This window comes from Kistimonas ophiarachnellae (assembly GCF_057552235.1).
This window is the reverse complement of sequence record NZ_BAAJPA010000017.1, coordinates 16,624-36,348: the sequence shown is the minus strand read 5'-3', so window position 1 is coordinate 36,348 and position 19,725 is coordinate 16,624. Positions and strand designations below refer to the sequence as shown.

Below are 19,725 nucleotides of genomic sequence, written 5' to 3'. Positions count from 1 at the left end.
GATGAATGTCATCAGGTATCGTTATCCGGTGATGGGTATCGGTGTTCGTAATCGGGCGGCAGGTCCAGCGGTGGCATCGCCGGTGGCTGTTGCTGGCCGCCCCGGTGGTAATGCTTCAGCTGCTGGACATACGCCAGTATCTGGGCGACGGCCATGTACAGGTCGCCGGGAATTTCCTGGTCAATTTTCGTGGTGTGATAAACAGCCCTGGCGAGCACGGGGGATTCCACGATCGTGACCCGGTGTTCCGTGGCAATTTCACGGATCTTCAGGGCGATTTCATCCACACCCTTGGCAATAACAAACGGTGCGCCCGCCTTTTCCGGGGCGTAACGCAGGGCGACCGAGTAGTGGGTCGGGTTGACGATGATGACGTCGGCTTCCGGTATCCGCTGCATCATCCGCCGGTTGGCAGCCTCCCGCTGCAACTGGCGGATACGGGCTTTGACTTCGGGCTTGCCGTCCTGGTTTTTAAATTCTTCCTTGACCTCTTCCCTGGTCATCATCAGTTTTTGCCGGTGCTGGAACAGTTGCCAGGGCGCATCAATCAATGCGATCAGTCCCAGGGTGGCGGCATAGGCCATCATGGTGATCGCCAGCACTTCCAGGCCCTGCGTAAACGCCATGGGGAGCGGGATGCGAGACAGGGTCAGCAGCCGGGGGTAATAGGTATACAGCAGCCATAGCAGGCAGCCGACCACCAGGCTGACCTTGAGAATGGACTTAAACAGTTCCATCAGGGCGCTCAGCGAGAAGACTTTGCTGAACCACTGTGCCGGACTGATACGGGAAAATTTGGGTCGCATGAGGTCTGGATTCATGATCCAGCCGCCCAGTCCAACGGAGCCGATAAAGACGGCGAGTACAAGGATAATGAAGAAAGGAACCAGTGCCGTAAACGCAGCCCGCAGGGAGCTGTGGAGTGCAATCCCCATCTGCTGCTCGGCAAAAAGGGTGTCACGGGTCAGTGCGAGGTTCAGGCGTAAGATACCGGTCATGGTTTCAGCCATGACACCGGCATTGGCATACAGCAGTGCGGAACCGACCAGCAGGATCAGCGCTGTGACCAGTTCCCTGGAGCGTGGAATCTGGCCTTTTTCGCGACTCTCTCGCAGGCGTTTTTCGCTGGGTTGTTCCGTGCGTTCCTGGGCGCTGTCTGCCATTCAGCCTCCTGACCACTGTCGTAAAAATAGGAGGGACTGATCGCTCAGATCGACAAACAGGCCTGACATGCTGTCCATGGTGAACAGCAGGGTGACCAGGCCCAGCAGCAGTGTCATGGGAAAACCGAGCGTGAACAGGTTCAGTTGTGATGCCGCCCGGTTCATGACGCCAAAGGCCATGTTGACCATCAGCATGCTGATGACCGCAGGCAACGCAACCAGCAGGCCACTGCTGAACAGCCAGCCTCCGCGCATCACCAGTTGCATGAAATGAGACTCGTCCGGTGTCGTACCGATGGGAAGTGTGCGAAAGCTCTCAACCAGGACCTGCACCACGACCAGGTGGCCATCAATGGCCAGGAATATGAGCAATCCCATGGTTTGCAGCCACTTGCCAATCAGCGGCGTACCCGGGCCGTTGGCCGGATCGTTCATCACGGCCATGGCCAGGCCCATCTGCATGGAGATTACCTGCCCGGTAAACGAAAAAACGGCCTGCCAGAGCAGAATGACAAAGCCCATGGCCAGTCCAATCAGGATCTGCTGAAACGTGATGAAAATGGCGCTGAACGACATCGGTTCAACCGTCGGCAGCGGTGGCAGCAGCGGTGCGGTCAGGATTGCCAGTGCAATACAGAGTACGAGTCGTATATGTCGGGTCAGGTTGTTACGGCCGAACAACGGCATCAGCCACAGGGCTGCACCGATACGACAGGCCGGCCAGACAAGCTGGCCGACCCAGGCGGTCAGTTCTGCCGTCGACACCATCTCAGCCAATCATCCCGGGAATGGCCAGAAACAGCTGTTCGAACAGTGACAGCAATTGCCCCAGCAGCCAGTGACCGGTAATGCCGAGGGTCATCAGTGTCACCATCAGCTTGGGTAGAAAGCTCAGGGTCTGCTCATTGATCTGTGTGGTGGCCTGGAACAGGGCAACCACCAGGCCGACCAGCAGACCGGGGCCAATGATCACGGCAACCATGATGACGACCAGCGTCTGGGCCTGTCGGAACAGGTCGATGACAATCTCTGGTGACATGGGACTATCCGAAACTCGCGGCCAGCGTGCCGACAGTCATGCCCCAGCCATCTGCCAGGACGAACAGCATCAGCTTGAAGGGCAGTGAAATCACCAGCGGTGACAGCATCATCATACCCATCGCCATGAGTACGCTGGCGACCACCATGTCGATGACAAGGAACGGGATAAACAGCATGAACCCGATCTGGAACGCGGTTTTCAGCTCGCTGAGAATAAACGACGGAACCAGTACGCTGAACGGTACCTCGGCGCCGGTTAAATCGGTGGGTTCGCCGGCAATTTCCAGCATGCGCAGCAGATCGGAGTCCCGTGTCTGGCGCAGCATGAAGCCGCGAACCGGGCCTTCGGCGACCATGGCCGCTTCTTTCAGTGTCAGCTGGTCACTCATATAGGGTTCCACGGCCTGAACGTAGACCTGGTCAAGCACCGGTTTCATGATGAAGAACGTCAGGAACAGCGCCAGTCCGACCAGTACCGGGTTGGGCGGCGTCTGCTGAACCCCCAGCGCCTGGCGCAACAGGGACAGGACAATAATGATCCGGGTAAAGCTGGTCATGACCAGCAGTACGGCGGGCAGAAACGACAGCGATGTCAGTAGCAGCAGGATCTGCAGGCTGGCGCTGTATTCCTGCCCGCTGCCGGTCTGGGTCATCTGCAGCAACGGAATGTCAGCCATGGCGGTTGGCGCAACCAGCCACAGCAGCAGGAGTGGCAAGCGGTATTTCATGACGGCTTGATCTCCATTGCGCGACAACGCCCCAGTATTTGAGCGAAAGGCGGGGGCTGGCTTTTATCAGCCGTGGTCGTCTTTTCAGCCGGATGTTCAGCCAGCGGTGTGATGCCGCCGGGCGTGACACCGAGTAGCATGATCCGGTCACCGACCTGTACCCGGCAGACTTTTTCGGTGCGGGAAAGCGGCAGGGTTTCCAGCAGTTTCATCTGGCGAGTGGATAACGGGTGCTGACGCAGCCGGTTAAGCAGGAACGTCAACGCAAAGAACAACCCCAGCACCAGAACCAGTAATCCTGCCGTCTGAAGTGCCCAGGATAATATGTCGGTGCTGGTGGCGCGTTCGCTGGCCAGTGTCGGCAGCGGCATGAGCAGAAGGAAGGCCGAACAAAGTAAACGCATGATCAGTTCAGTTTCAGGCCGGCCTCGGGCTGCTTGACCACCTGGCTCAGGCGCACCCCGTATTGACCGTTGACTTCCACGACTTCGCCACGGGCAATCAGTCGGCCATTGACGCGTACATCCAGTGGTTCGCCCACCTTGCGGTCCAGCTCAATGACGGCATCCTGTTTGAGCGACAGCAGTTCGTTAATGGACAGTTCGGCCGTGCCGACTTCCAGTGCGACGGTGACAGGGATGTCGAGAATGACGGAAAGGTCGGCGGCATCATGGGTTTCTTCAACGGAAGGCGGCAATGTCTCTTCCGCCAGGTCGATCGGGCTGGCCGCAGGTTGAGTCATGGAAAGATCGGCGTGTGCATCAGACATGGTAAGTTACCTCAGGCGTCAGAATTGGGCTTGTTGACAGGTTCCAGCATCTGCAGGCAGAGCCGGTCGTCATGCTTGACGACACGGGCATTAAACAGGTGCTTGCCGCCACTGCGTACGCTGGCCACTGACGCCAGCCGGATAGGAATAAAATCACCGGGCTGCAGTTGCCGGATCTCACCGAGTGAGCGGGTGAATTCGCACAGCGTGGCTGTCAGTGGGATCGGAACGGTATGCATGGCCTGCTTCAGCAACTGTGTATCGACAGACGGTGTTGCCTTGTTGTGTTGATTGACCTGCAAAAGGCGGAAATTTTTTTCCGGGATAATGAAGTGCGTTGAAGCGCTATTGTTGCCCAGCCTGATTGTCATGGTATGTATCAGTTCCGGCTGGTCAATGATCGCCTGGTGGGGGTTGTTGTTTGTGATAGCCAGAAAATTAACAGGGCTGTTATTGCTGATTAACTCGAGTGCTTTTGCATACTGTGTTGTAAGGTGCGAGATCAGGCAATTGAGCATGTGGCTTTCACTGGCGGTCAGCCGGTCATTGCATGTTATTATTTCTCCATTGCCGCCACAGGCAATATCAACCAGCATGGAAGGCAGTGATCGATCAATTAATAACGCGACACGCGTCTGTAAATTGAGAGTAAAAGGATGGGTGAGCAGATTGCTGTTATTAATCGCCGGGTTGTTCCGGAAATTTATTTCCGCCCGTTGAAACGTATTGTCAATCTGGTTGCTCGAACCCCATTCCTTTTTCAGCTGGCTGGAGAGCATTTCAGAACAGCGGCGGCCCATGGTTTCGAACAGGTTCACAAAGGGGGCGGAGTTCATTTCTCCCTGAAGTAAATCAATGGGCCTCATTCTCACCAGGTATTCCTCGGCTCTCGGTAAGGGCAAAAGCACAGCGTGGCGGTATCCTGTCGGCCGGGATGGTCAGGACAAAATGGTGCCAGAATGCTAATTGAATGGCTTGGGTGTGCTATCCGTCTCTGAACGGATTAACAGTCTATGATGCCATAGTTTTAAAAATGAGCAATTTATTTGCCAACAATGATGGTGGTATAAACCGTCGGCCGGGTGTCAGTGAGATGTAAATAGTTATTGGTCGGAAATTAGATGGTTTCACTTGGTGCAATCTGTATTCATCCGTGTAAAGTTCTGACAATTTCGCAGAAATGCATTTTTAAATCGTGATTTCTTGTTTTTTAAATGCGTTCTTCCGTGTCTGTACGGATCTGTGTTTATTTTATTTCTAGGTGTAAATACCTGTCGTTGTTCGGATATATCTTACGGCTGTTCTATTTGTATTTTTTTGAATTTGAAATAAATTAGCGTCCTTTTTGCAGGGGGATTGTTATGTGTTTGGATAGGATTAATTAATCATTTATCTAATGACAATTCTCTTGCGTGTGATCAACGACATTGGCGGTTCGTTGCATTACTGTTGTCATGTTGTTGGCTGTCATGCCTGTTTTGATAAAAAACAGATTTTATGGCAGTACGATGGCGCCTGGGATTAGGTGCTCTTTTTCTTTCCTGGTTTCGGTATTTCATGAATCCGGTAGCCGTATCAGTGACCTGACGCTAACGTGAATCCGTTTGTATTAATGCTCAAGTGCAGGCTTCGTCTGCCAACCCCGTTATTGCATCGCATGAGCAGCATCCGCTGGATGTTGACTGGTCTGTGCATGCTGGCAGTGCTTCCGTTGATGACGTTTTCTCCCGGAAGTGTCGCTCAAGAGCCGGGTGATGTCGTGAGGCGGTTGGGTAAAACGGTGTGGCGGCTTTCTTCCAGTCAGGCAGAGTGTCGCATGACACTGACGAGCCTTGAAGAAAACAGGCTGTATCTGCAAAGCCGGGACCGGGAAGAGCTTCAGCTGATACTGGATGTTCCGCTGCATCCCGATGCCCGGGCCGGGACAACATTGTATTTGATTGCTGCGCCCTGGCAGCAGGCGTTGGCGCCGCAGGTGCTGGAGCATGGGTTTGCCCGAAGGGAAGGGCGGGTTGCCTTTGTTCATAACGTGTACCAACTGGCCGATCAGCTCAAAAAAGGCCGTTGGGGCCAGATCGTCATCAGCAACCGGGATGGCGATAACGTCATTCTTGATATCTCCTCCGTTGATTTCCAGCAGCCATTTTCCGAATTCAATCGTTGTCGACAGCTGTTGCCCCCGGTGCGGCTGGAAAAAATCAAGCAATCCTCGGTGTTTTTTGCTTCAGGTTCCCGGGAGCCTGGTACTGGGCGAAATCGTCTGGATTTGATCATTCGTTACCTTGCTTTTGCACCGGAGAGCGTGTCTGGCATTGTCCTGGACGGCCATTCTGACTGTGCCGGGAATCGTCTCCTGAACCTGGACCTCTCCCGTGACCGGGCCCGGGCCGTTGCAGACTACCTGATTGCCGGCGGTGTTGATAAGTCACTGATTCAAGCCGTCCGTCATCATGGGCAGCGTTATCCGCAGGGGGACAATCTGTCGGCTGACGGGCGTAGCCGTAACCGGCGGGTTGATATTCAGCTGCTCACACCGGGTGAGCAGCAGGACAAACAGTCAGAGGAATCCATACAAAACAAGCGTGGCAGCCAGGTGTAAGTGCGTGAAAGCGCAAGCCTGGAGAGGTTGTGAATCAATGGCAGGGTAAGTAAGGCAATACACAATGTGTCGTATTCTCATCGTAGACGATGATCAGGTCTGTCGCAGTCGCCTCGGCGAGTTGCTGATCGGCCGTGGTTTTGAGGTGGACGTCGCCGGTGGGGCTGAGCAGGCACAGCGTATCGTCACTGGGCGACTGTATGATCTGGTGATCATTGCCGTCGAGCTGGCGGATTGTGACGGCCATGAACTGTTTGAGCGACTGGTGATCATGCAGCCGGGGTTGCCGGTTTTGCTGGTGGCAGAGTGCGGTAATACGGTGAGGGCAATCCATGCCATTCGCCAGGGCGCTGTGGATTACCTCGTGAAGCCGCTGGATGATGCCGGGGTGCTGCAGTGCATTCGTTCCGTCGTCGGTAATACGGCTGGCCGGGAGAGCCTGGTAGCCGTGGCGCCATCCAGTCTCCAGACCGTGCAGCTGGCGCGTAAGGTGGCGGCAACGCCGGCGACCGTACTGATTACCGGTGAGAGTGGTACCGGCAAAGAAGTATTGGCACGGTTTATTCATGATCATTCCCGGCGTGCAGAAGGGCCCTTTGTGGCGGTTAACTGTGCCGCCATGCCGGAGAGCATGCTGGAGTCCATTCTCTTTGGGCATGAAAAAGGCGCATTCACAGGCGCCGTGAGCCGGCGTGAAGGCAAGTTCGAACAGGCCAATGGCGGCACCCTGTTCCTGGACGAGGTGGCGGAAATGCCGCTGGCGCAACAGGCCAAGTTGTTGCGGGTTCTGCAGGAACGGGAGGTGGACCGTCTCGGTGGCAGTCAGCCGGTGAAGCTGGATGTCCGGGTTCTGGCGGCAACGAACCGGGACCTGCGCCAGCAGGTGGCGGACGGCGCCTTCCGCGAAGATCTCTATTACCGCCTGAACGTATTTCCCCTGCACTGGGCGCCATTGCGTGAACGTCGCGAAGATATTGTTCCACTGGCGAACGCGTTGTTACAACGTCAGGCCCGGGAGCAGCGAGTGCCTGTTGCCACCTTGTCATCAGAGACTGAAGTCAGCCTCTTGTTCCACCATTGGTCGGGCAACGTGCGTGAACTGGATAATGTGCTCCAGCGGGCAGTGGTCATGTCGTTTGACGGGGTGATTCGTCCCGATGACCTGATGCTGGAGCAGGCGCCGAAACCGGTTGAGATTCCCCGGGCTGCAATTTCCCGTGAAATTGACCGGCTGCCCGGCGCTGGGCGGAAAAAGGCGGAACTTCAGCACGTGCTGAAAAGTTTGTGCGAGCACCGGGGGCACCGTGCCAAAACGGCCGCGGCCCTTGGCATCTCAACCCGGATGCTGCGCTACAAGCTGGCCCGCCTGCGGGAAATGGGGGTGGATGTTGACCGCCTGACCTTCGAGTCACCGGCGCCGGATAAACCGTCGGCAGGCACACTGCCCCATCGTGCTGGCAACCTGATGTTCGCCTGAACACTGAACCGATTACCAAGGATTTCTTATGAGCATAACCCCCCTGGCTTCCATGCCGGCCGCGAACGCCGATGCTGTCAAACCACAGGTTGCGCTTGGCGCGCCGGTTAACCTGGGCCCGGCGGAGCGGGTGTCCTTTGCCGATCTGTTCGAGCGGGCCATTGAGCAGGTCAATGACCGGCAGGCGGACGCGGATCGTCTGCGCACGGCGGTAGAAACCGGCGCCAGTGATGATGTGGCGGGCGCCATGATCGTCAGCCAGAAAGCCAGCCTGGCGTTCCAGGGCTTGATCCAGGTGCGCAACCGGGTGGTATCGGCCTATGAAACCGTCTTTAACATGCCGGTGTAATGAGACTGTAACGTGACACAATCCCGGACCACTGTCGTTGAAACACTCAAGGCGCGCATTCGCGCCTTTCGCGCATCTTTTCTGGCATCGCGGGCTTCCAGTTGGCAGCCCGGAAAAGCCATTCTTCCCCTTTGTATCGGTGCGGCGCTGATCATCGCGGTTGCCAGCACCCTGCTGTTCTGGCAGGGCGATAGCGCCTGGCGTCCCCTGTTTGGACGTCAGGAGTTGTATGACACCGCCAGTGTGGTCTCCGTACTGGACGGGCAGGGTATTCCCTACCGGCTGCATCCGGATTCCGGTCAGATCCTGGTATCGGAGCAACACCAGGCCAATGCCCGTATGCAGCTGGCTATCGCGGGTATCACTCCCCATATGCCGAAAGGGATGGAGGTGCTGGAAACGGACAGTGCCCTGGGGCGCAGCCAGTTTGTTGAAAAGACCCGCTATAACCAGGGGCTGGAAGGGGAACTGGCAAAAACCATCATGACCCTGAATGCGGTACGTAATGCCCGGGTGCACCTGGCGATCCCTGAGCGAACCGCGTTTATGCGGGGCCAGTCCAGGGCGTCGGCGTCTGTAGTGCTGGATCTGGTTCCGGGGATGGAGCTGGATCATCGCCAGGTTAATGCCGTGATTCACCTGGTGGCCGGCAGCCGTTCAGAACTGGAACCGGAAAATGTCAGTGTGCTGGATCAATATGGCACGTTGCTGACCGGACAGCCGGATGACCTGAGCCTGACAACGCGACAGATCACACATACCCGTCAGCTTGAGCGGCAGTATATCGAACGGGTGCTCAACCTGCTGGAGCCCGTTGTAGGTTCAGGCAATATCCGGGTTCAAACGACAGTCGACGTTGACTACAGCATTGTCGAAAAAACCAGTGAAGGCTTTGATCCTGACAGCGCCGTCGTACGCAGTGAAAGTGTGTCTTCAGAGGCGGTGGATAACGAGGCTGCCAGTGGTGTGCCGGGTGTTGCCAGTAACCGTGGTGGTGCAGATAACGCACAGGCGGACAGCCAGCAGCGGCAGAAATCCCAGTCCGTCCGTAATTTTGAGCTGGGGAGAACGGTCAGCAATATCCGTGAAGCCAGCGGCCAGGTCAGAAAAATCAGTGTCGCGGTGGTGGTAAACAGCCGGGCGATCGACGGTGAGGGATGGCCGGCGGACCAGCTGGCGCTGATGACATCGCTGGTGCGCGACGCGGTGGGCTTTGATGAAGCCCGCGGCGATACCGTCACCCTGCACAGCCTGCCGTTTGTCCAGGCGCTGCCGGCCGCGCCGGCTGCGACCGGTTGGGAATCGGTGTTGCAGGATTATGTCGGCAAGCCTGCGGTGAATGTCCTGGGTGTTGTGGTTTGCCTGTTAATCATTCTCTGTGTGGCGCTGTTTGTCCGGGTTGTCCTGTTACGCCGGCGTGCGACACGTGTCCGCCTGGAAAAGGCGGCAACGATTATTGAGCCGGTTGATATGGCGACGCCTGAACCGGCACCGGCCTTTGCGGTTGGCGGTCATCTGCCCGTCACCCTGGAGCAGGCCCGGATGCTGGCCAGTGAGCGCCCGGAGCTGGTGGCCCATATTCTGAAACAGTGGATCAAGGCGGAGTAACCGATGGATATGTCGATTGAATCCATGGCGGATCACCATGACGCCGCGCCGCACCGTTCCTCCCTGGAGATGGCTGCCATCATGCTGCTCGGGCTAGGCGAAGGCCCCGCGGCCCAGGTGCTGAAAAAAATGCCGGCCTCGGATGTGATCCGTCTTTCCCGGGCCATGAACCACCTCGACGATGTCTCCATGCAGGAGCTTGAATACGTCAGTGGAAAGGTATTGCGGGAAAGTGAACGCCTGCCTGTTTTGACGGACCGTGACTACGTGCAGCGCACACTGCGTCGGGCGGTCGGTGACAAGAAAGCCAACAGCCTCATGCAATCTGTGACCGTTGGCGAGTTCAACCCGGTACTGGAGCGGCTGGCCTGGCTGGAACCGGAGATCCTGGCGGATGCCGTACGACACGAGCATCCCCAGTTGCAGGCCGTATTGCTGGCCTGCCTTGATCCGGATCGCAGTGCTGAAGTGCTGTCACTGCTGCCGCAGGAACAACAGCAGGACGTGGTGCGACGACTGGCGTCGCTCAACAAGATTCCGGCGGCCAGCATAGACGCCATCGGTGCGTTGCTGGAAACCGTCGATGACCAGGTTTGCCGTTCCCACACCATTGATGGTGTAGGCCAGCTGGCGGAAATCCTGAACCACGTGGAAGAGAGTACCGGTGATTACCTGATGGAGCATCTGCGTACGCACAACGATGAGGTGGCGGAACAGGTGGCGTCGCTGCGCTTTACCTTCGAGCACCTGTTGCTGCTGGATGAACAGCCGTTGCGGGTGATCCTGGAAAAAACCGGGCAGGATGTCCTGGCGATGGCGCTCAAGGGGCTGCCCCAGGCCCAGGTCAGCAAGGTGTTCACCTGCATGACCCAGCGGGCTGCAGGTTATGTTCGTGATGAGATGGACGCTATCGGGCAGGTGCGCCTGAGTCGTGTGATGCAGGCACGCCGGGATATTCTCAATACCGCCCGCACCCTGGAAGTGGAAGGTGCAATTGAAGTGTCGCTTGGGACTGAGGAGCTGATTAACTGATGTCTGCAGGCCGACCGGATGGGGGAAAGGACGATATTTCTGCGATGGAAACGCTGTTTCCGAGCTTGAGCAGAAAGGCGTCCACAGAACCCGCCATGCCGTTTGTTGGGCTGACACGAACCACGATGGCTGCACCGACGGCATGGCCGTTTTCAACAGAGCCGGAGCAGGCAGTGGAGAACCCGCCGCCAGGTGAGCCGGAGCCACCGGTTTTCACCCAGGAAGATCTGGATGCGGCGCGTGCTGCCGGTTTTGATGCAGGGTTTCAGGCCGCTGAGGAAGCCTCTCGTCAGGCGACGGTTGCCCATGAAGAAGCGCTTGAAAAGCAGCGTGAGCAGGGTTTCGACTCTGGTTATGAGCAGGGCTTTTCCAAAGGTTCTGAGGCGGGGCATGCAGAAGGCTTGCGTGAACAACGGGTTCAGTTTCAGGACCGGCAGCAGCTGCTGGCAAGCCTGGCGGAACAGCTGGAAGCCCATGTTTCCGGCGTGGATGAGCAGCTGACAGAATCCGTTATCCAGCTGGTCAGCAGCCTGACCCGGGAGCTGGTTCAGGCGGAGCTGCATTTGCAGCCGGATACGGTGCGTCGTGTTATCCGTCACGCTACTGGTCTGCTGCCGCGGTACTCCACCCACTTGCGGATTTTTGTGCATCCTGAGGAATTAGCCGGTCTGGAAGGGCTTGAGGTCGGCCAGGATTTACCGTTCGAGCTGATCGCTGATGCCTCACAGGAAAAAGGCGGCTGTCGTCTTTTGTGCGACCAGGTTGAAATTGATGCCGGGCTGGCAGAACGACTGAACCGTTACCTGGATGTTGTACGTCAGGAGCTTCGGGAAAACCGGGGGCATGGAAATGTCTGACCTGGCCCTGCGCTGTCAGAACGCACTGCGAACGATTGGTGGGCTCACACCGATACAGGTCTATGGTCGGCTTCAGCGTGTCGCCGGGCTCAAGCTGGAAGCGAGTGGTTGTGATCTTCGTACCGGTCAGCGTTGCCAGATAGAAACGGCCGATCGTCGACGGATTGAAGCCGAAGTCGTCGGGTTTGACCGTGACCGGATTTACCTGATGGCGGTTGGCAAGGCGTCAGGCCTGCGTCCCGGTGACAGGGTGATCCCTTTGGATGACACCAGTGGTATACCGGTTGGTGCGGGATTGCTGGGGCGTGTCATTGATGCAACCTGTGCGCCGCTGGATGACAAAGGGCCGCTGGTGATTGATCAGCATGTGCCTTTTGAAGGTGAAACGATCAATCCATTAAACCGGCACCCGGTAACAGAGCCATTGGACGTCGGTGTGCGTGCCATCAACAGTCTTCTGACCGTGGGCAAGGGGCAGCGACTGGGGCTGTTTGCCGGCAGTGGTGTCGGTAAGAGTGTGCTGCTCGGTATGATGACCCGCTTTACCAGGGCTGAAATCATTGTGGTCGGCCTGGTCGGTGAGCGTGGGCGTGAGGTCCGTGAGTTTATTGAGCATATCCTCGGCGAAGACGGGTTGCGACGCGCTGTTGTGATTGTCTCGCCGGCTGACGATCCCCCCTTAATGCGACTCAAGGCGTCTAATCTCTGCCACCGGGTGGCGGAATATTTCCGTGACCAGGGGCGGGATGTCCTGTTGTTGATGGATTCCCTGACCCGCTATGCCCAGGCGCAGCGTGAAGTGGCGCTGGCAGTGGGAGAACCACCGGCAACCCGTGGCTACCCGCCTTCCGTTTTCGGGCTGATTCCCCGCCTGGTTGAACGTGCCGGCAATGGCCGTACAGGCGGCGGTTCCGTGACCGCGTTTTATACGGTGCTGTCGGAAGGGGATGACCAGCAGGATCCCATCGCGGATGCTGCCCGTGCCATTCTTGATGGCCATATTGTCCTGTCCCGTGAGTTGGCGGAATCCGGCCACTACCCGGCAATCGACATTGAAGCGTCCGCCAGCCGGGTGATGCCGCAGATTGTGAACGCTGACCATCTGCGGTCTGCCCAGCATTTTCGGCGCAGCTGGTCGTTGTATCGTCAAAACAGGGACCTGATAACGCTGGGCGCTTACAAGGCGGGTTCTGATGTTCAGCTGGATGACGCCATTAAAAAACTGCCATCCATGACGGGGCTGTTGCAGCAGGGGATGCTGGAAAGCGCTGAATTCGATGCATCGGTGACGGCGTTGGCGGGTATCTGGTCGTCTGGCCAGGGAGGTAACGTATGAGTCAGCGTAAAGACGGTCTGACCTGCTGGCGAGAGTTGCAGCAGGCAGCGTTTGACCAGGAAAAACGGGCAACCGCACAGGCGCGTCAGAAGCTGGAAGAAGAGCAGGCGCGTCTCGACACGCTGGATGGCTTTCAGCGGGCATCCGGTCATTCTGAAGGCAGTTGTGTCAGTGCGCTGGAGCTGAGTGGCGGCTGGCAGTTCCGGCGGCAGCTGGACCAGGTGATCCGGCACCAGCGTCAGCAGCTGGCGGTGGAGCAGGCGCAGTGTCGTCGACGGGAGATGTTGCTCAAAGAGCAGCAGAAAACCTTGAAGACAGCGGACAAGTTATTGGAAAAACGACAGGCTTTGCAGCACTTGCACGATCAGCGTCGTGAACAGAAGATGCTGGATGAATTGTCGGCGGGGTTTGCCCTGGGGCGTTATGAAGAATCCTGAGCCGGTGTCGCCGGCTCAATCCTGTCTCCCTGGCGGCTCAGGCCATGGCCAGTGAGAGTGAGTCGCTGGTTGACCGGGTTGAACCGTCAGCGCCGTATGCGCTGCCATTGTCGGTTTCCGAACCCCGCAGGCGGTTGAGCATCTTTCCGGTCAAAGCCTGCTGCATCACCATTGTCTTCTGATTATTCTGGCAGATAAGGCGACACTCTTCGGCCAGTGTTTTTACAGCGTCAAGTAGTTCTGTTGCCTGTTTGGCGTCAGGGGCCGGCAGGTTACTGATCAGCTGCTCGGCTGCTTTTTCCCAGGGCATATCTGCAGATAACACAATGCCGTTCTGCTGAAGGTGGCGTATCTTTGCCCGGTTATTCTGTTGCGTCGCATCGGCAATCGTATTCATCAGCCGACTGCTTTCCTGCAGGGACTGGGCGTTTCGGCCCGCGATACAGATCTGCTGGTGCTGGAACAGCTGCCTGAGTTGTTTCAGCAGTTCCAGGTCTGTGGCGAGGATGTCCAGGATACGCGCTTGGGTCATGGGCGATTACTCTGCTTCAGTACCGAAAATCGAATCTTCGAGTTCTAGCATCTTCTGTGCCAGACGATCGGTGTCGATTTTCAGTTCGCCGTTGGCAATGGCCCTGCGAACCGATTCCACCTTGTCCCTGTCGATATCCGGCGCGGCCAGCGCTTTGGCGGTCGCCTGTTCCAGTAACGAGGCTGACCCGCTGAGTTCTGCGTGGTCAGTCCCTGTATCGCTTTTTTTGTCGGCGGTTCGTCGTGTGTCCGGCATTCGTAACAGGATGTCATTGCCGCTGATCTTGCTGGTGTTCATGTCGTATACCGTAACTGTGGGCAGACTGTAATCGTCAGGTCATGGGAAAAGTTAAATGCGACCGGACGATTTTATCAGTTCACCATGACCTGGCCTCGCCCCGTGACTATGCCATGAATGATCCGGTCGCTGGAACGGTTTTTTACCCTGACCTGTTCATGGAGCGCGCCATCCTGTAACGCTTCGCCACGCACGCTGACTTCTACCCCTTCAATGCCGGACACGATGGTGATAGGCTCCCCCCGTTTGACCAGGCTGGCGGCCGTCAGCATGTCCGGTCTCAGCGGCGTCCCTGTCCTGATCCGTTTCCGTGTCGTTTGATAGCGCAGTGCCTTCAGGTCAGTCAGGTAACCGCGGTCCAGTTCGGCGAGGTTCATGAGCTGAAATGAAACGGCGGATGTGACAACGGGAACGCCGCTTTCCAGTGGACGGGTGGTGACCAGCACCGGTCGGTAAATGGCGATGTCTGCACGCAGGAAAAATGACCATTGCCGCCCTTCAGGACAGCGCATTTTAAGTCGCTGGTCGCCCAGGGAGGCGCGGCTGATATCGATAATTTCGGGCGTGACAGGGCAGGGGGAAAGCCGGAGGCTGCCGGACGGGGGCGTGATTGTCACCTTGAAACGGGTCGCATGCATATCGGCCGCGGTTTTCTTCGCTTTTTCCCGAAGGTATTGCCGGGCTGTATCGGTCACCTGCTGATCGAATGTGTCGGCATAAAGCCATGAAGGGAACAGGGTCATACATACGACGGCGGCAATCTTTATGGATCGACAGGCAAGCGACAAATGCAATGGATTGCCTCGCCGGGAGGATTCCGGGGGGAAATATATTTCCGGCGTTTTTTGTCGTGGCAATAAACGGCATGATGGCCGTGACGGATTACGCCTCGTATGCAGGGGCGTATTCATTGGGTGAGCTTGTGCATTGGAAGTGCACGGCCCATCGGGCGGATATCTATGGGGCATTGTCCTGGGGAAAACGAAAAAAACAGGAGGTTTCACTTAGCATCTTTAATGCCATGTTTATTGGCACATCTATTGCTAAAGCTGCGGTTTGAAAACGTCATCAGTTATCGGGCAGCAGTCAATGGGTATCAGTTTTGACAAAACCCTGCAGGTGCATGAGCAGGGACTGGCGCTGCGCAGTCAGCGGGCAGAAGTGATTGCCGGCAATATCGCCAATGTCGATACCCCGGGCTACCGGGCGCAGGACCTGGATTTCAGCGCCGTTATGAAACAGCAGGAGCAGTTGTCCCTGGCGCGGACCGATGCCGGTCACCTGTCGCTGGACGGCGGCAACCAGGCTCAACCTGTCGTGTATGACCGGTCGCCGCTGCAACCCTCCCATAACGGCAACACCGTTGAGCTGGGACAGGAACAGGCGGCGTTCGCCCGTAACCGCATGGAGTACGAAACCAGTTTCACCTTTCTCAACATGAAGGTCCGTGGGCTGGAACGGGCGATCAACGGGCAGTAATCAGCAGGAAACCCCCAGTGTCTCTCAACCGTATCTTTGATATCGCCGGATCGGCCATGACGGCCCAGACCCTCCGGCTCAATACCGTGGCCAGCAACCTGGCCAACGCGGAAACGCCCGCGGCGTCGGAAGCGGACAGTTACAAGGCGCGCAAGCCACTGTTCGCCGCGGTGATGGAACAGGTCAACGGCGAGCCGGGCTCCGGTTATTCCGTCACCGTCAGCGACATCATGGAAAGCGACGCACCGGCAAATGTACGTCATCAGCCGTATCATCCGATGGCGGACGCCGACGGCAACGTGTTTTACCCCAATGTCAACGTGGTGGAAGAGATGGCGGACATGATGTCGGCCTCGCGCAATTACCAGACCAGCATTGAAGTCATGAACAGCGCCCGGCAGATGCAGCAGCGACTGCTGACCCTGGGCCAGTAAAAGGAAGATAAGGACATGGCCGTTTCCGGCATCAGTGGCGCCCAGACGACAGCGCCACCCCAGTTAACCAGTTCCACCAGTGGCCTGGATTCCGACGCCTTCCTGCAGATGCTGATGGTGCAGATGAATAACCAGGACCCCACCGCGCCCATGGACAGCAGCCAGATGGTCAGCCAGCTGTCGGACCTGACCATGATGTCCGGCATGGACGAAATGAAGGGGGCGGTGGCGGACCTGGGCGCCCAGATTTATGCGTCACAGGCGCTCTATGCCTCGGCCCTGGTGGGCAAGGACGTGATGGTGCTGGCCAACAGCGCGGACCTGTCGGAAGGACAGACGGTGGACGGCGAGATTCTGCTGCCCGCCAGCGCCGGTGACCTGAAGATCAATATCTACGACGAGAACGATGAGCTGGTGGCGACATTGCCGCTGGGCGCCCAGCAATCCGGCCAGGTGGAATTTGACCTGAAGGACCTGGATGAACCCCTGCCGGAAGGTAAGTACCGGTTGGAAGCGATGGCTACGTTTGACGGTCGGGAAACCGAGGTCGCTGTCGTACAGCGCACCACCGTCAACAGCGTGGTCATGCCGGGGAGCGGCCAGGAAATCCTGGTGGACGCCGAGGGCATCGGCCTTGTTCCGCTGTCGTACATTATGGAAATCCAGGGTAACGGCGCGGGCGGCGATGACATGGCGCCCAGCCCCTTTTTCCAACAGTTCAGCCAGTTCAAACAGCCTGCTTTCCAGCAGGCCCTGTCACAGATCAAGCGTTTCGACCAGGAGTGATTGAAGCATGTCGGCAATGAATATCGGCATTACGGGCCTGCAGACGGCCTCCCAGGACCTGAGTACGATCAGTAACAATATCGCCAACGCCAATACGGTTGGCTACAAGTCACTGGACACCCAGTTTGCCGATCTCTATACCGGCGCCAGCGGCGGTGGTGTGTATGTGTCCCAGGTGAAGCAGTCCTTCAGCCAGGGGGAAATCGGCTATACCACCAACAGCATGGATATGGCGATCAACGGCGAAGGCTTCTTCGTGATGAAAGATGCCGCCGGACAGTCCGTCTATACCCGCGCCGGTTATTTCGAGACCGACAAGGCAGGATATATTGTCAACAACATGGGCTACCGGCTGCAGGGCTACCCGGTAGACAACAACGGTAATGTGGTGACCGGCTCCCTGGAAGATATCCCGATTGATACCAGTGACCTGCCTTCCAAAGCGACAGGCAACATCACCCTCAAGGCTAACCTGGATACCCGGGAAGAAGTGCCCACACTGGATTTCGATTCTTCCAAGCCGGAAAGCTACAACTACACGACGTCATCAACCATCTATGACGCCCAGGGTAATTCCCACACGGCAACGGCTTACTATGTGAAAACCGGCGACAATGAGTGGGACGTTCACTACGAGGTGGATGGCGAAAAGGTGAAGGTCGATGATGGGGATTCTGTATCACTGGAATTTGATGCCAGCGGCAAACTGGTTAGCAACGGTAATTTTACTGTGGAATTTGATGCCGGTGCGGCAGGAACCCAAAATGTTGCCATTGACCTGACCAGCCTGACCCAGTTCGGCAACAGTTCCTCAGTATCTTCCAACAGCCAGGACGGTTATGCCGCCGGGCAGTACACCGGCCTGACCGTAGCGGAAGATGGCTCGGTATTCGCCATGTACAACAATGGTGAAACCAAGCTGCAGGGTGTGGTGACTTTGGCGACTTTCCCCAACACCAACGGTCTGCGTCCCACGGGTGGAACCAGCTGGGTGGCGACCAATGAATCCGGTGAGCCCATGTTCGACCAGCCCGGCAGCGCCGGTGCCGGTGTATTGGTTTCCGGCGCGCTGGAAGCCTCCAACGTTGACATGACCCGCGAACTGGTGGACATGGTGGTGGCACAGAGCGCCTACCAGGCCAGCGCCAAGGTGGTCCAGGCCGGCGACGAGATGAACCAGATCCTGATGCAGTCCGTCTGATGGACAAGGTCGTCTATACCGCCATGAGCGGGGCGTCGCGCACCCTGCTGGCCCAGCAGCAGCTGGCCAATAACCTGGCCAACGCCAATACCAACGGCTTCAAGGCGGATTATTCCCAGGCTATTGCAGAGCAGCTGCAGGGCGAAGGTATGCCGACCCGTGTGATGGTGGGCAGCGACAACCCCTGGACGGATTTCGCCGAAGGCGCGCGACAACATACCGGGCGCCCGTTGGATATCGCCCTGGCCTCGCCGGGTTTCTTCACGGTGCTCGACGCACAGGGAGAACCGGCGTACAGCCGGAATGGCAGCCTTGAAGTCAGCCCGGACGGCATGCTGACCGATTCCGTGGGCCGGCAGCTGATGGGACAGAATGGCCCGGTGGCGATTCCCCCCCATGAGCAGCTGGTCGTCGGCGACGATGGCACAATCAGCATCCTGCCGGAAGGGGATACCGAGATGGCAGTGATCGACCAGCTCGAGCTGGTGGGTGCTGATCAAACCATGACCAAGGGCAGTGACGGCCTGTTCCGAACTGACGATGGCGCACCGGTGTTAGCGGACGACAGTGTGCGAGTGCTTGCCGGCTACCTGGAATCCAGCAACGTCAACAGCATGGGCGAGATGGTGTCGTTCATGTCCCTGAACCGCCAGTTCGAGATGCAGCTGAAAGTCATGAGCACCGCGCGGGACATGGCTGCTGCCGGGGATACGCTGCTGCGGACCTGATGTTTTTTTAAAACGATTAAACGACAAGATGACGCCCTGGCCCTGCCGGGGCGTCGCCTGTGACCAGTCAAGAGGTTGGGTACACGATGAATGCCGCTTTATGGGTCAGCCAGACAGGCCTGACCGCACAGGACCGCCAGCTGACGGCGATCTCCAACAACCTGGCCAATGTCAACACGGTGGGCTTCAAGCGTGACCGTGTCGTGTTTGAAGACCTGTTCTACCAGGTGCAGCGCCAGCCCGGCGCCAGCAACACCCAGGAAGAGGAATTTCCCACCGGTATCCAGCTGGGCACCGGCGTCCAGGTGGCGGGCACCCAGAAGGTGTTCACCCAGGGCGGTTTCCAGACCACCACCGCGCCCCTGGACCTGGCCATTGTCGGCGAAGGGTTTTTCCAGGTACAGATGAGCGACGGCAGCCAGGCATACACCCGCAACGGCCAGTTCCAGTTGAGTGCGGACGGTGAAATTGTCACCAGCAGCGGCCAGTTGCTGGAACCCGGCATTGAAGTGCCGCCGGAAGCGACCGGCATCGCCATCGGGAAAGACGGCACTGTCACGGCAACCCTGGCCGGCAACGCGGAGCCGGAAGAACTCGGCCAGATCACCGTGGTGAACTTCGTCAATCCGGCCGGCCTGACCGCGCTGGGCAACAACCTGTTTGCCGAAAGCGGTTCCAGCGGCCAGCCCCTGGAAGCCGTACCTGGTGAGGACGGCGCCGGCGCCATCCAGCAGTTCACCCTGGAATCCTCCAATGTGAACATGGTGGAGGAAATGGTAGGCATGATCACCGCCCAGCGGGGCTACGAGATGAACGCCAAGGTCATCGCCGCCTGCGACCAGATGCTGCAGTTCGCCAACCAGACGCTGTAA

Annotated in this window: 24 protein-coding genes; 14 read left to right on the top strand and 10 right to left on the bottom strand. The window is 57.7% G+C overall.

Annotated features, from left to right (window positions below):
- Positions 1-11: 11 nt before the first annotated feature.
- From flhB to AC27K1_RS18550, 7 genes are read right to left on the bottom strand one after another with little or no spacing between them, the layout of a single operon-like run.
- Positions 12-1,163, bottom strand: coding sequence for a flagellar biosynthesis protein FlhB (flhB, locus tag AC27K1_RS18580; RefSeq protein ID WP_487152287.1), 1,152 nt, complete (start codon positions 1,161-1,163; stop codon positions 12-14).
- A complete protein-coding gene (gene fliR / locus AC27K1_RS18575; protein ID WP_487152286.1) occupies positions 1,164-1,931 on the bottom strand; it encodes a flagellar biosynthetic protein FliR in 768 nt (255 codons plus the stop codon). It abuts the gene before it with no gap.
- A gap of 1 nt (position 1,932) precedes the next feature.
- Positions 1,933-2,202: a flagellar biosynthetic protein FliQ gene (locus AC27K1_RS18570; RefSeq protein WP_487152285.1), complete on the bottom strand. Its 270-nt coding sequence runs from the start codon at positions 2,200-2,202 to the stop codon at positions 1,933-1,935.
- A 4-nt stretch (positions 2,203-2,206) separates the two neighbouring features.
- Entirely contained in the window at positions 2,207-2,932 is a 726-nt protein-coding gene (gene fliP, locus AC27K1_RS18565) for a flagellar type III secretion system pore protein FliP (RefSeq protein ID WP_487152284.1), read from the bottom strand.
- Complete coding sequence (gene fliO / locus AC27K1_RS18560; RefSeq protein ID WP_487152283.1) at positions 2,929-3,336, bottom strand: flagellar biosynthetic protein FliO; 408 nt, start codon at positions 3,334-3,336, stop codon at positions 2,929-2,931. Before fliO ends, fliP begins: the two co-directional genes overlap by 4 nt.
- 2 nt (positions 3,337-3,338) lie before the next feature.
- The gene (gene fliN / locus AC27K1_RS18555) at positions 3,339-3,701 is read right to left on the bottom strand and encodes a flagellar motor switch protein FliN (protein ID WP_487152282.1); all 363 of its coding nucleotides are present in this window, start codon (positions 3,699-3,701) and stop codon (positions 3,339-3,341) included.
- Positions 3,702-3,712: 11 nt separating this feature from the next.
- Complete coding sequence (locus AC27K1_RS18550) at positions 3,713-4,567, bottom strand: FliM/FliN family flagellar motor switch protein (RefSeq protein WP_487152338.1); 855 nt, start codon at positions 4,565-4,567, stop codon at positions 3,713-3,715.
- Positions 4,568-5,313: 746 nt separating this feature from the next.
- Here AC27K1_RS18550 and AC27K1_RS18545 point away from each other — a divergent pair.
- From AC27K1_RS18545 to fliJ, 8 genes are all read left to right on the top strand, one after another.
- Entirely contained in the window at positions 5,314-6,300 is a 987-nt protein-coding gene (locus AC27K1_RS18545) for an OmpA family protein (RefSeq protein ID WP_487152281.1), read from the top strand.
- A 64-nt stretch (positions 6,301-6,364) separates the two neighbouring features.
- Positions 6,365-7,777 (top strand): sigma-54-dependent transcriptional regulator, encoded by a 1,413-nt coding sequence (locus AC27K1_RS18540; RefSeq protein WP_487152280.1) that lies wholly within the window; start codon positions 6,365-6,367, stop codon positions 7,775-7,777.
- Positions 7,778-7,805: 28 nt separating this feature from the next.
- A complete protein-coding gene (gene fliE, locus AC27K1_RS18535) occupies positions 7,806-8,126 on the top strand; it encodes a flagellar hook-basal body complex protein FliE (RefSeq protein ID WP_487152279.1) in 321 nt (106 codons plus the stop codon).
- A 12-nt stretch (positions 8,127-8,138) separates the two neighbouring features.
- Complete coding sequence (gene fliF, locus AC27K1_RS18530; protein WP_487152278.1) at positions 8,139-9,734, top strand: flagellar basal-body MS-ring/collar protein FliF; 1,596 nt, start codon at positions 8,139-8,141, stop codon at positions 9,732-9,734.
- Between the two features lie 3 nt (positions 9,735-9,737).
- On the top strand, positions 9,738-10,766 hold the full coding sequence (locus AC27K1_RS18525) for a flagellar motor switch protein FliG (protein ID WP_487152277.1): 1,029 nt from the start codon (positions 9,738-9,740) through the stop codon (positions 10,764-10,766).
- A complete protein-coding gene (locus tag AC27K1_RS18520) occupies positions 10,766-11,623 on the top strand; it encodes a FliH/SctL family protein (RefSeq protein ID WP_487152275.1) in 858 nt (285 codons plus the stop codon). Before AC27K1_RS18525 ends, AC27K1_RS18520 begins: the two co-directional genes overlap by 1 nt.
- Positions 11,616-12,959 carry a flagellar protein export ATPase FliI gene (gene fliI, locus AC27K1_RS18515; protein WP_487152337.1) on the top strand — a complete coding sequence of 448 codons (1,344 nt, stop codon included), beginning with the start codon at positions 11,616-11,618 and terminating at the stop codon, positions 12,957-12,959. The genes AC27K1_RS18520 and fliI overlap by 8 nt, the downstream gene beginning before the upstream one ends.
- The gene (gene fliJ / locus AC27K1_RS18510; protein ID WP_487152274.1) at positions 12,956-13,396 is read left to right on the top strand and encodes a flagellar export protein FliJ; all 441 of its coding nucleotides are present in this window, start codon (positions 12,956-12,958) and stop codon (positions 13,394-13,396) included. Before fliI ends, fliJ begins: the two co-directional genes overlap by 4 nt.
- 37 nt (positions 13,397-13,433) lie before the next feature.
- Here the strand turns inward: fliJ and flgN are convergent, their stop codons facing one another.
- From flgN to flgA, 3 genes are all read right to left on the bottom strand, one after another.
- Entirely contained in the window at positions 13,434-13,928 is a 495-nt protein-coding gene (gene flgN, locus AC27K1_RS18505) for a flagellar export chaperone FlgN (RefSeq protein WP_487152273.1), read from the bottom strand.
- A gap of 6 nt (positions 13,929-13,934) precedes the next feature.
- Positions 13,935-14,225, bottom strand: a complete 291-nt coding sequence (gene flgM, locus AC27K1_RS18500; RefSeq protein ID WP_487152272.1) for a flagellar biosynthesis anti-sigma factor FlgM — start codon at positions 14,223-14,225, stop codon at positions 13,935-13,937.
- Positions 14,226-14,299: 74 nt separating this feature from the next.
- The gene (gene flgA, locus AC27K1_RS18495; protein WP_487152271.1) at positions 14,300-14,968 is read right to left on the bottom strand and encodes a flagellar basal body P-ring formation chaperone FlgA; all 669 of its coding nucleotides are present in this window, start codon (positions 14,966-14,968) and stop codon (positions 14,300-14,302) included.
- Between the two features lie 346 nt (positions 14,969-15,314).
- Between flgA and flgB the strand changes: the two genes are divergently transcribed.
- The 6 genes from flgB to flgG all read left to right on the top strand — a co-directional run bounded on the left by flgB (position 15,315) and on the right by flgG (position 19,725).
- On the top strand, positions 15,315-15,704 hold the full coding sequence (flgB, locus tag AC27K1_RS18490) for a flagellar basal body rod protein FlgB (protein ID WP_487152270.1): 390 nt from the start codon (positions 15,315-15,317) through the stop codon (positions 15,702-15,704).
- A gap of 17 nt (positions 15,705-15,721) precedes the next feature.
- Positions 15,722-16,138 carry a flagellar basal body rod protein FlgC gene (flgC, locus tag AC27K1_RS18485; protein WP_487152269.1) on the top strand — a complete coding sequence of 139 codons (417 nt, stop codon included), beginning with the start codon at positions 15,722-15,724 and terminating at the stop codon, positions 16,136-16,138.
- 15 nt (positions 16,139-16,153) lie between these two features.
- Positions 16,154-16,924 carry a flagellar hook assembly protein FlgD gene (locus AC27K1_RS18480; RefSeq protein WP_487152268.1) on the top strand — a complete coding sequence of 257 codons (771 nt, stop codon included), beginning with the start codon at positions 16,154-16,156 and terminating at the stop codon, positions 16,922-16,924.
- Between the two features lie 7 nt (positions 16,925-16,931).
- Positions 16,932-18,125 (top strand): flagellar hook protein FlgE, encoded by a 1,194-nt coding sequence (gene flgE / locus AC27K1_RS18475; protein WP_487152267.1) that lies wholly within the window; start codon positions 16,932-16,934, stop codon positions 18,123-18,125.
- On the top strand, positions 18,125-18,853 hold the full coding sequence (locus tag AC27K1_RS18470; RefSeq protein ID WP_487152266.1) for a flagellar basal body rod protein FlgF: 729 nt from the start codon (positions 18,125-18,127) through the stop codon (positions 18,851-18,853). Before flgE ends, AC27K1_RS18470 begins: the two co-directional genes overlap by 1 nt.
- 86 nt (positions 18,854-18,939) lie before the next feature.
- Positions 18,940-19,725, top strand: a complete 786-nt coding sequence (flgG, locus tag AC27K1_RS18465) for a flagellar basal-body rod protein FlgG (protein ID WP_487152265.1) — start codon at positions 18,940-18,942, stop codon at positions 19,723-19,725.

What these genes read in the sequence shown, in the direction of transcription:
- flgE (WP_487152267.1), top strand. Translation starts at nt 16,932, where the DNA reads ATGTCGGCAATGAATATCGGCATTACGGGCCTGCAGACGGCCTCCCAG.
- fliE (WP_487152279.1), top strand. Translation starts at nt 7,806, where the DNA reads ATGAGCATAACCCCCCTGGCTTCCATGCCGGCCGCGAACGCCGATGCT.
- flgA (WP_487152271.1), bottom strand. Translation starts at nt 14,968, where the DNA reads ATGACCCTGTTCCCTTCATGGCTTTATGCCGACACATTCGATCAGCAG.
- fliR (WP_487152286.1), bottom strand. Translation starts at nt 1,931, where the DNA reads ATGGTGTCGACGGCAGAACTGACCGCCTGGGTCGGCCAGCTTGTCTGG.
- AC27K1_RS18550 (WP_487152338.1), bottom strand. Translation starts at nt 4,567, where the DNA reads ATGAGGCCCATTGATTTACTTCAGGGAGAAATGAACTCCGCCCCCTTT.
- flgN (WP_487152273.1), bottom strand. Translation starts at nt 13,928, where the DNA reads ATGACCCAAGCGCGTATCCTGGACATCCTCGCCACAGACCTGGAACTG.
- AC27K1_RS18545 (WP_487152281.1), top strand. Translation starts at nt 5,314, where the DNA reads ATGCTCAAGTGCAGGCTTCGTCTGCCAACCCCGTTATTGCATCGCATG.
- fliO (WP_487152283.1), bottom strand. Translation starts at nt 3,336, where the DNA reads ATGCGTTTACTTTGTTCGGCCTTCCTTCTGCTCATGCCGCTGCCGACA.
- fliN (WP_487152282.1), bottom strand. Translation starts at nt 3,701, where the DNA reads ATGTCTGATGCACACGCCGATCTTTCCATGACTCAACCTGCGGCCAGC.
- AC27K1_RS18520 (WP_487152275.1), top strand. Translation starts at nt 10,766, where the DNA reads ATGTCTGCAGGCCGACCGGATGGGGGAAAGGACGATATTTCTGCGATG.
- AC27K1_RS18470 (WP_487152266.1), top strand. Translation starts at nt 18,125, where the DNA reads ATGGACAAGGTCGTCTATACCGCCATGAGCGGGGCGTCGCGCACCCTG.
- AC27K1_RS18570 (WP_487152285.1), bottom strand. Translation starts at nt 2,202, where the DNA reads ATGTCACCAGAGATTGTCATCGACCTGTTCCGACAGGCCCAGACGCTG.
- flgB (WP_487152270.1), top strand. Translation starts at nt 15,315, where the DNA reads ATGGGTATCAGTTTTGACAAAACCCTGCAGGTGCATGAGCAGGGACTG.
- AC27K1_RS18525 (WP_487152277.1), top strand. Translation starts at nt 9,738, where the DNA reads ATGGATATGTCGATTGAATCCATGGCGGATCACCATGACGCCGCGCCG.
- AC27K1_RS18540 (WP_487152280.1), top strand. Translation starts at nt 6,365, where the DNA reads ATGTGTCGTATTCTCATCGTAGACGATGATCAGGTCTGTCGCAGTCGC.
- flgG (WP_487152265.1), top strand. Translation starts at nt 18,940, where the DNA reads ATGAATGCCGCTTTATGGGTCAGCCAGACAGGCCTGACCGCACAGGAC.
- fliJ (WP_487152274.1), top strand. Translation starts at nt 12,956, where the DNA reads ATGAGTCAGCGTAAAGACGGTCTGACCTGCTGGCGAGAGTTGCAGCAG.
- flhB (WP_487152287.1), bottom strand. Translation starts at nt 1,163, where the DNA reads ATGGCAGACAGCGCCCAGGAACGCACGGAACAACCCAGCGAAAAACGC.
- flgM (WP_487152272.1), bottom strand. Translation starts at nt 14,225, where the DNA reads ATGAACACCAGCAAGATCAGCGGCAATGACATCCTGTTACGAATGCCG.
- fliP (WP_487152284.1), bottom strand. Translation starts at nt 2,932, where the DNA reads ATGAAATACCGCTTGCCACTCCTGCTGCTGTGGCTGGTTGCGCCAACC.
- AC27K1_RS18480 (WP_487152268.1), top strand. Translation starts at nt 16,154, where the DNA reads ATGGCCGTTTCCGGCATCAGTGGCGCCCAGACGACAGCGCCACCCCAG.
- fliI (WP_487152337.1), top strand. Translation starts at nt 11,616, where the DNA reads ATGTCTGACCTGGCCCTGCGCTGTCAGAACGCACTGCGAACGATTGGT.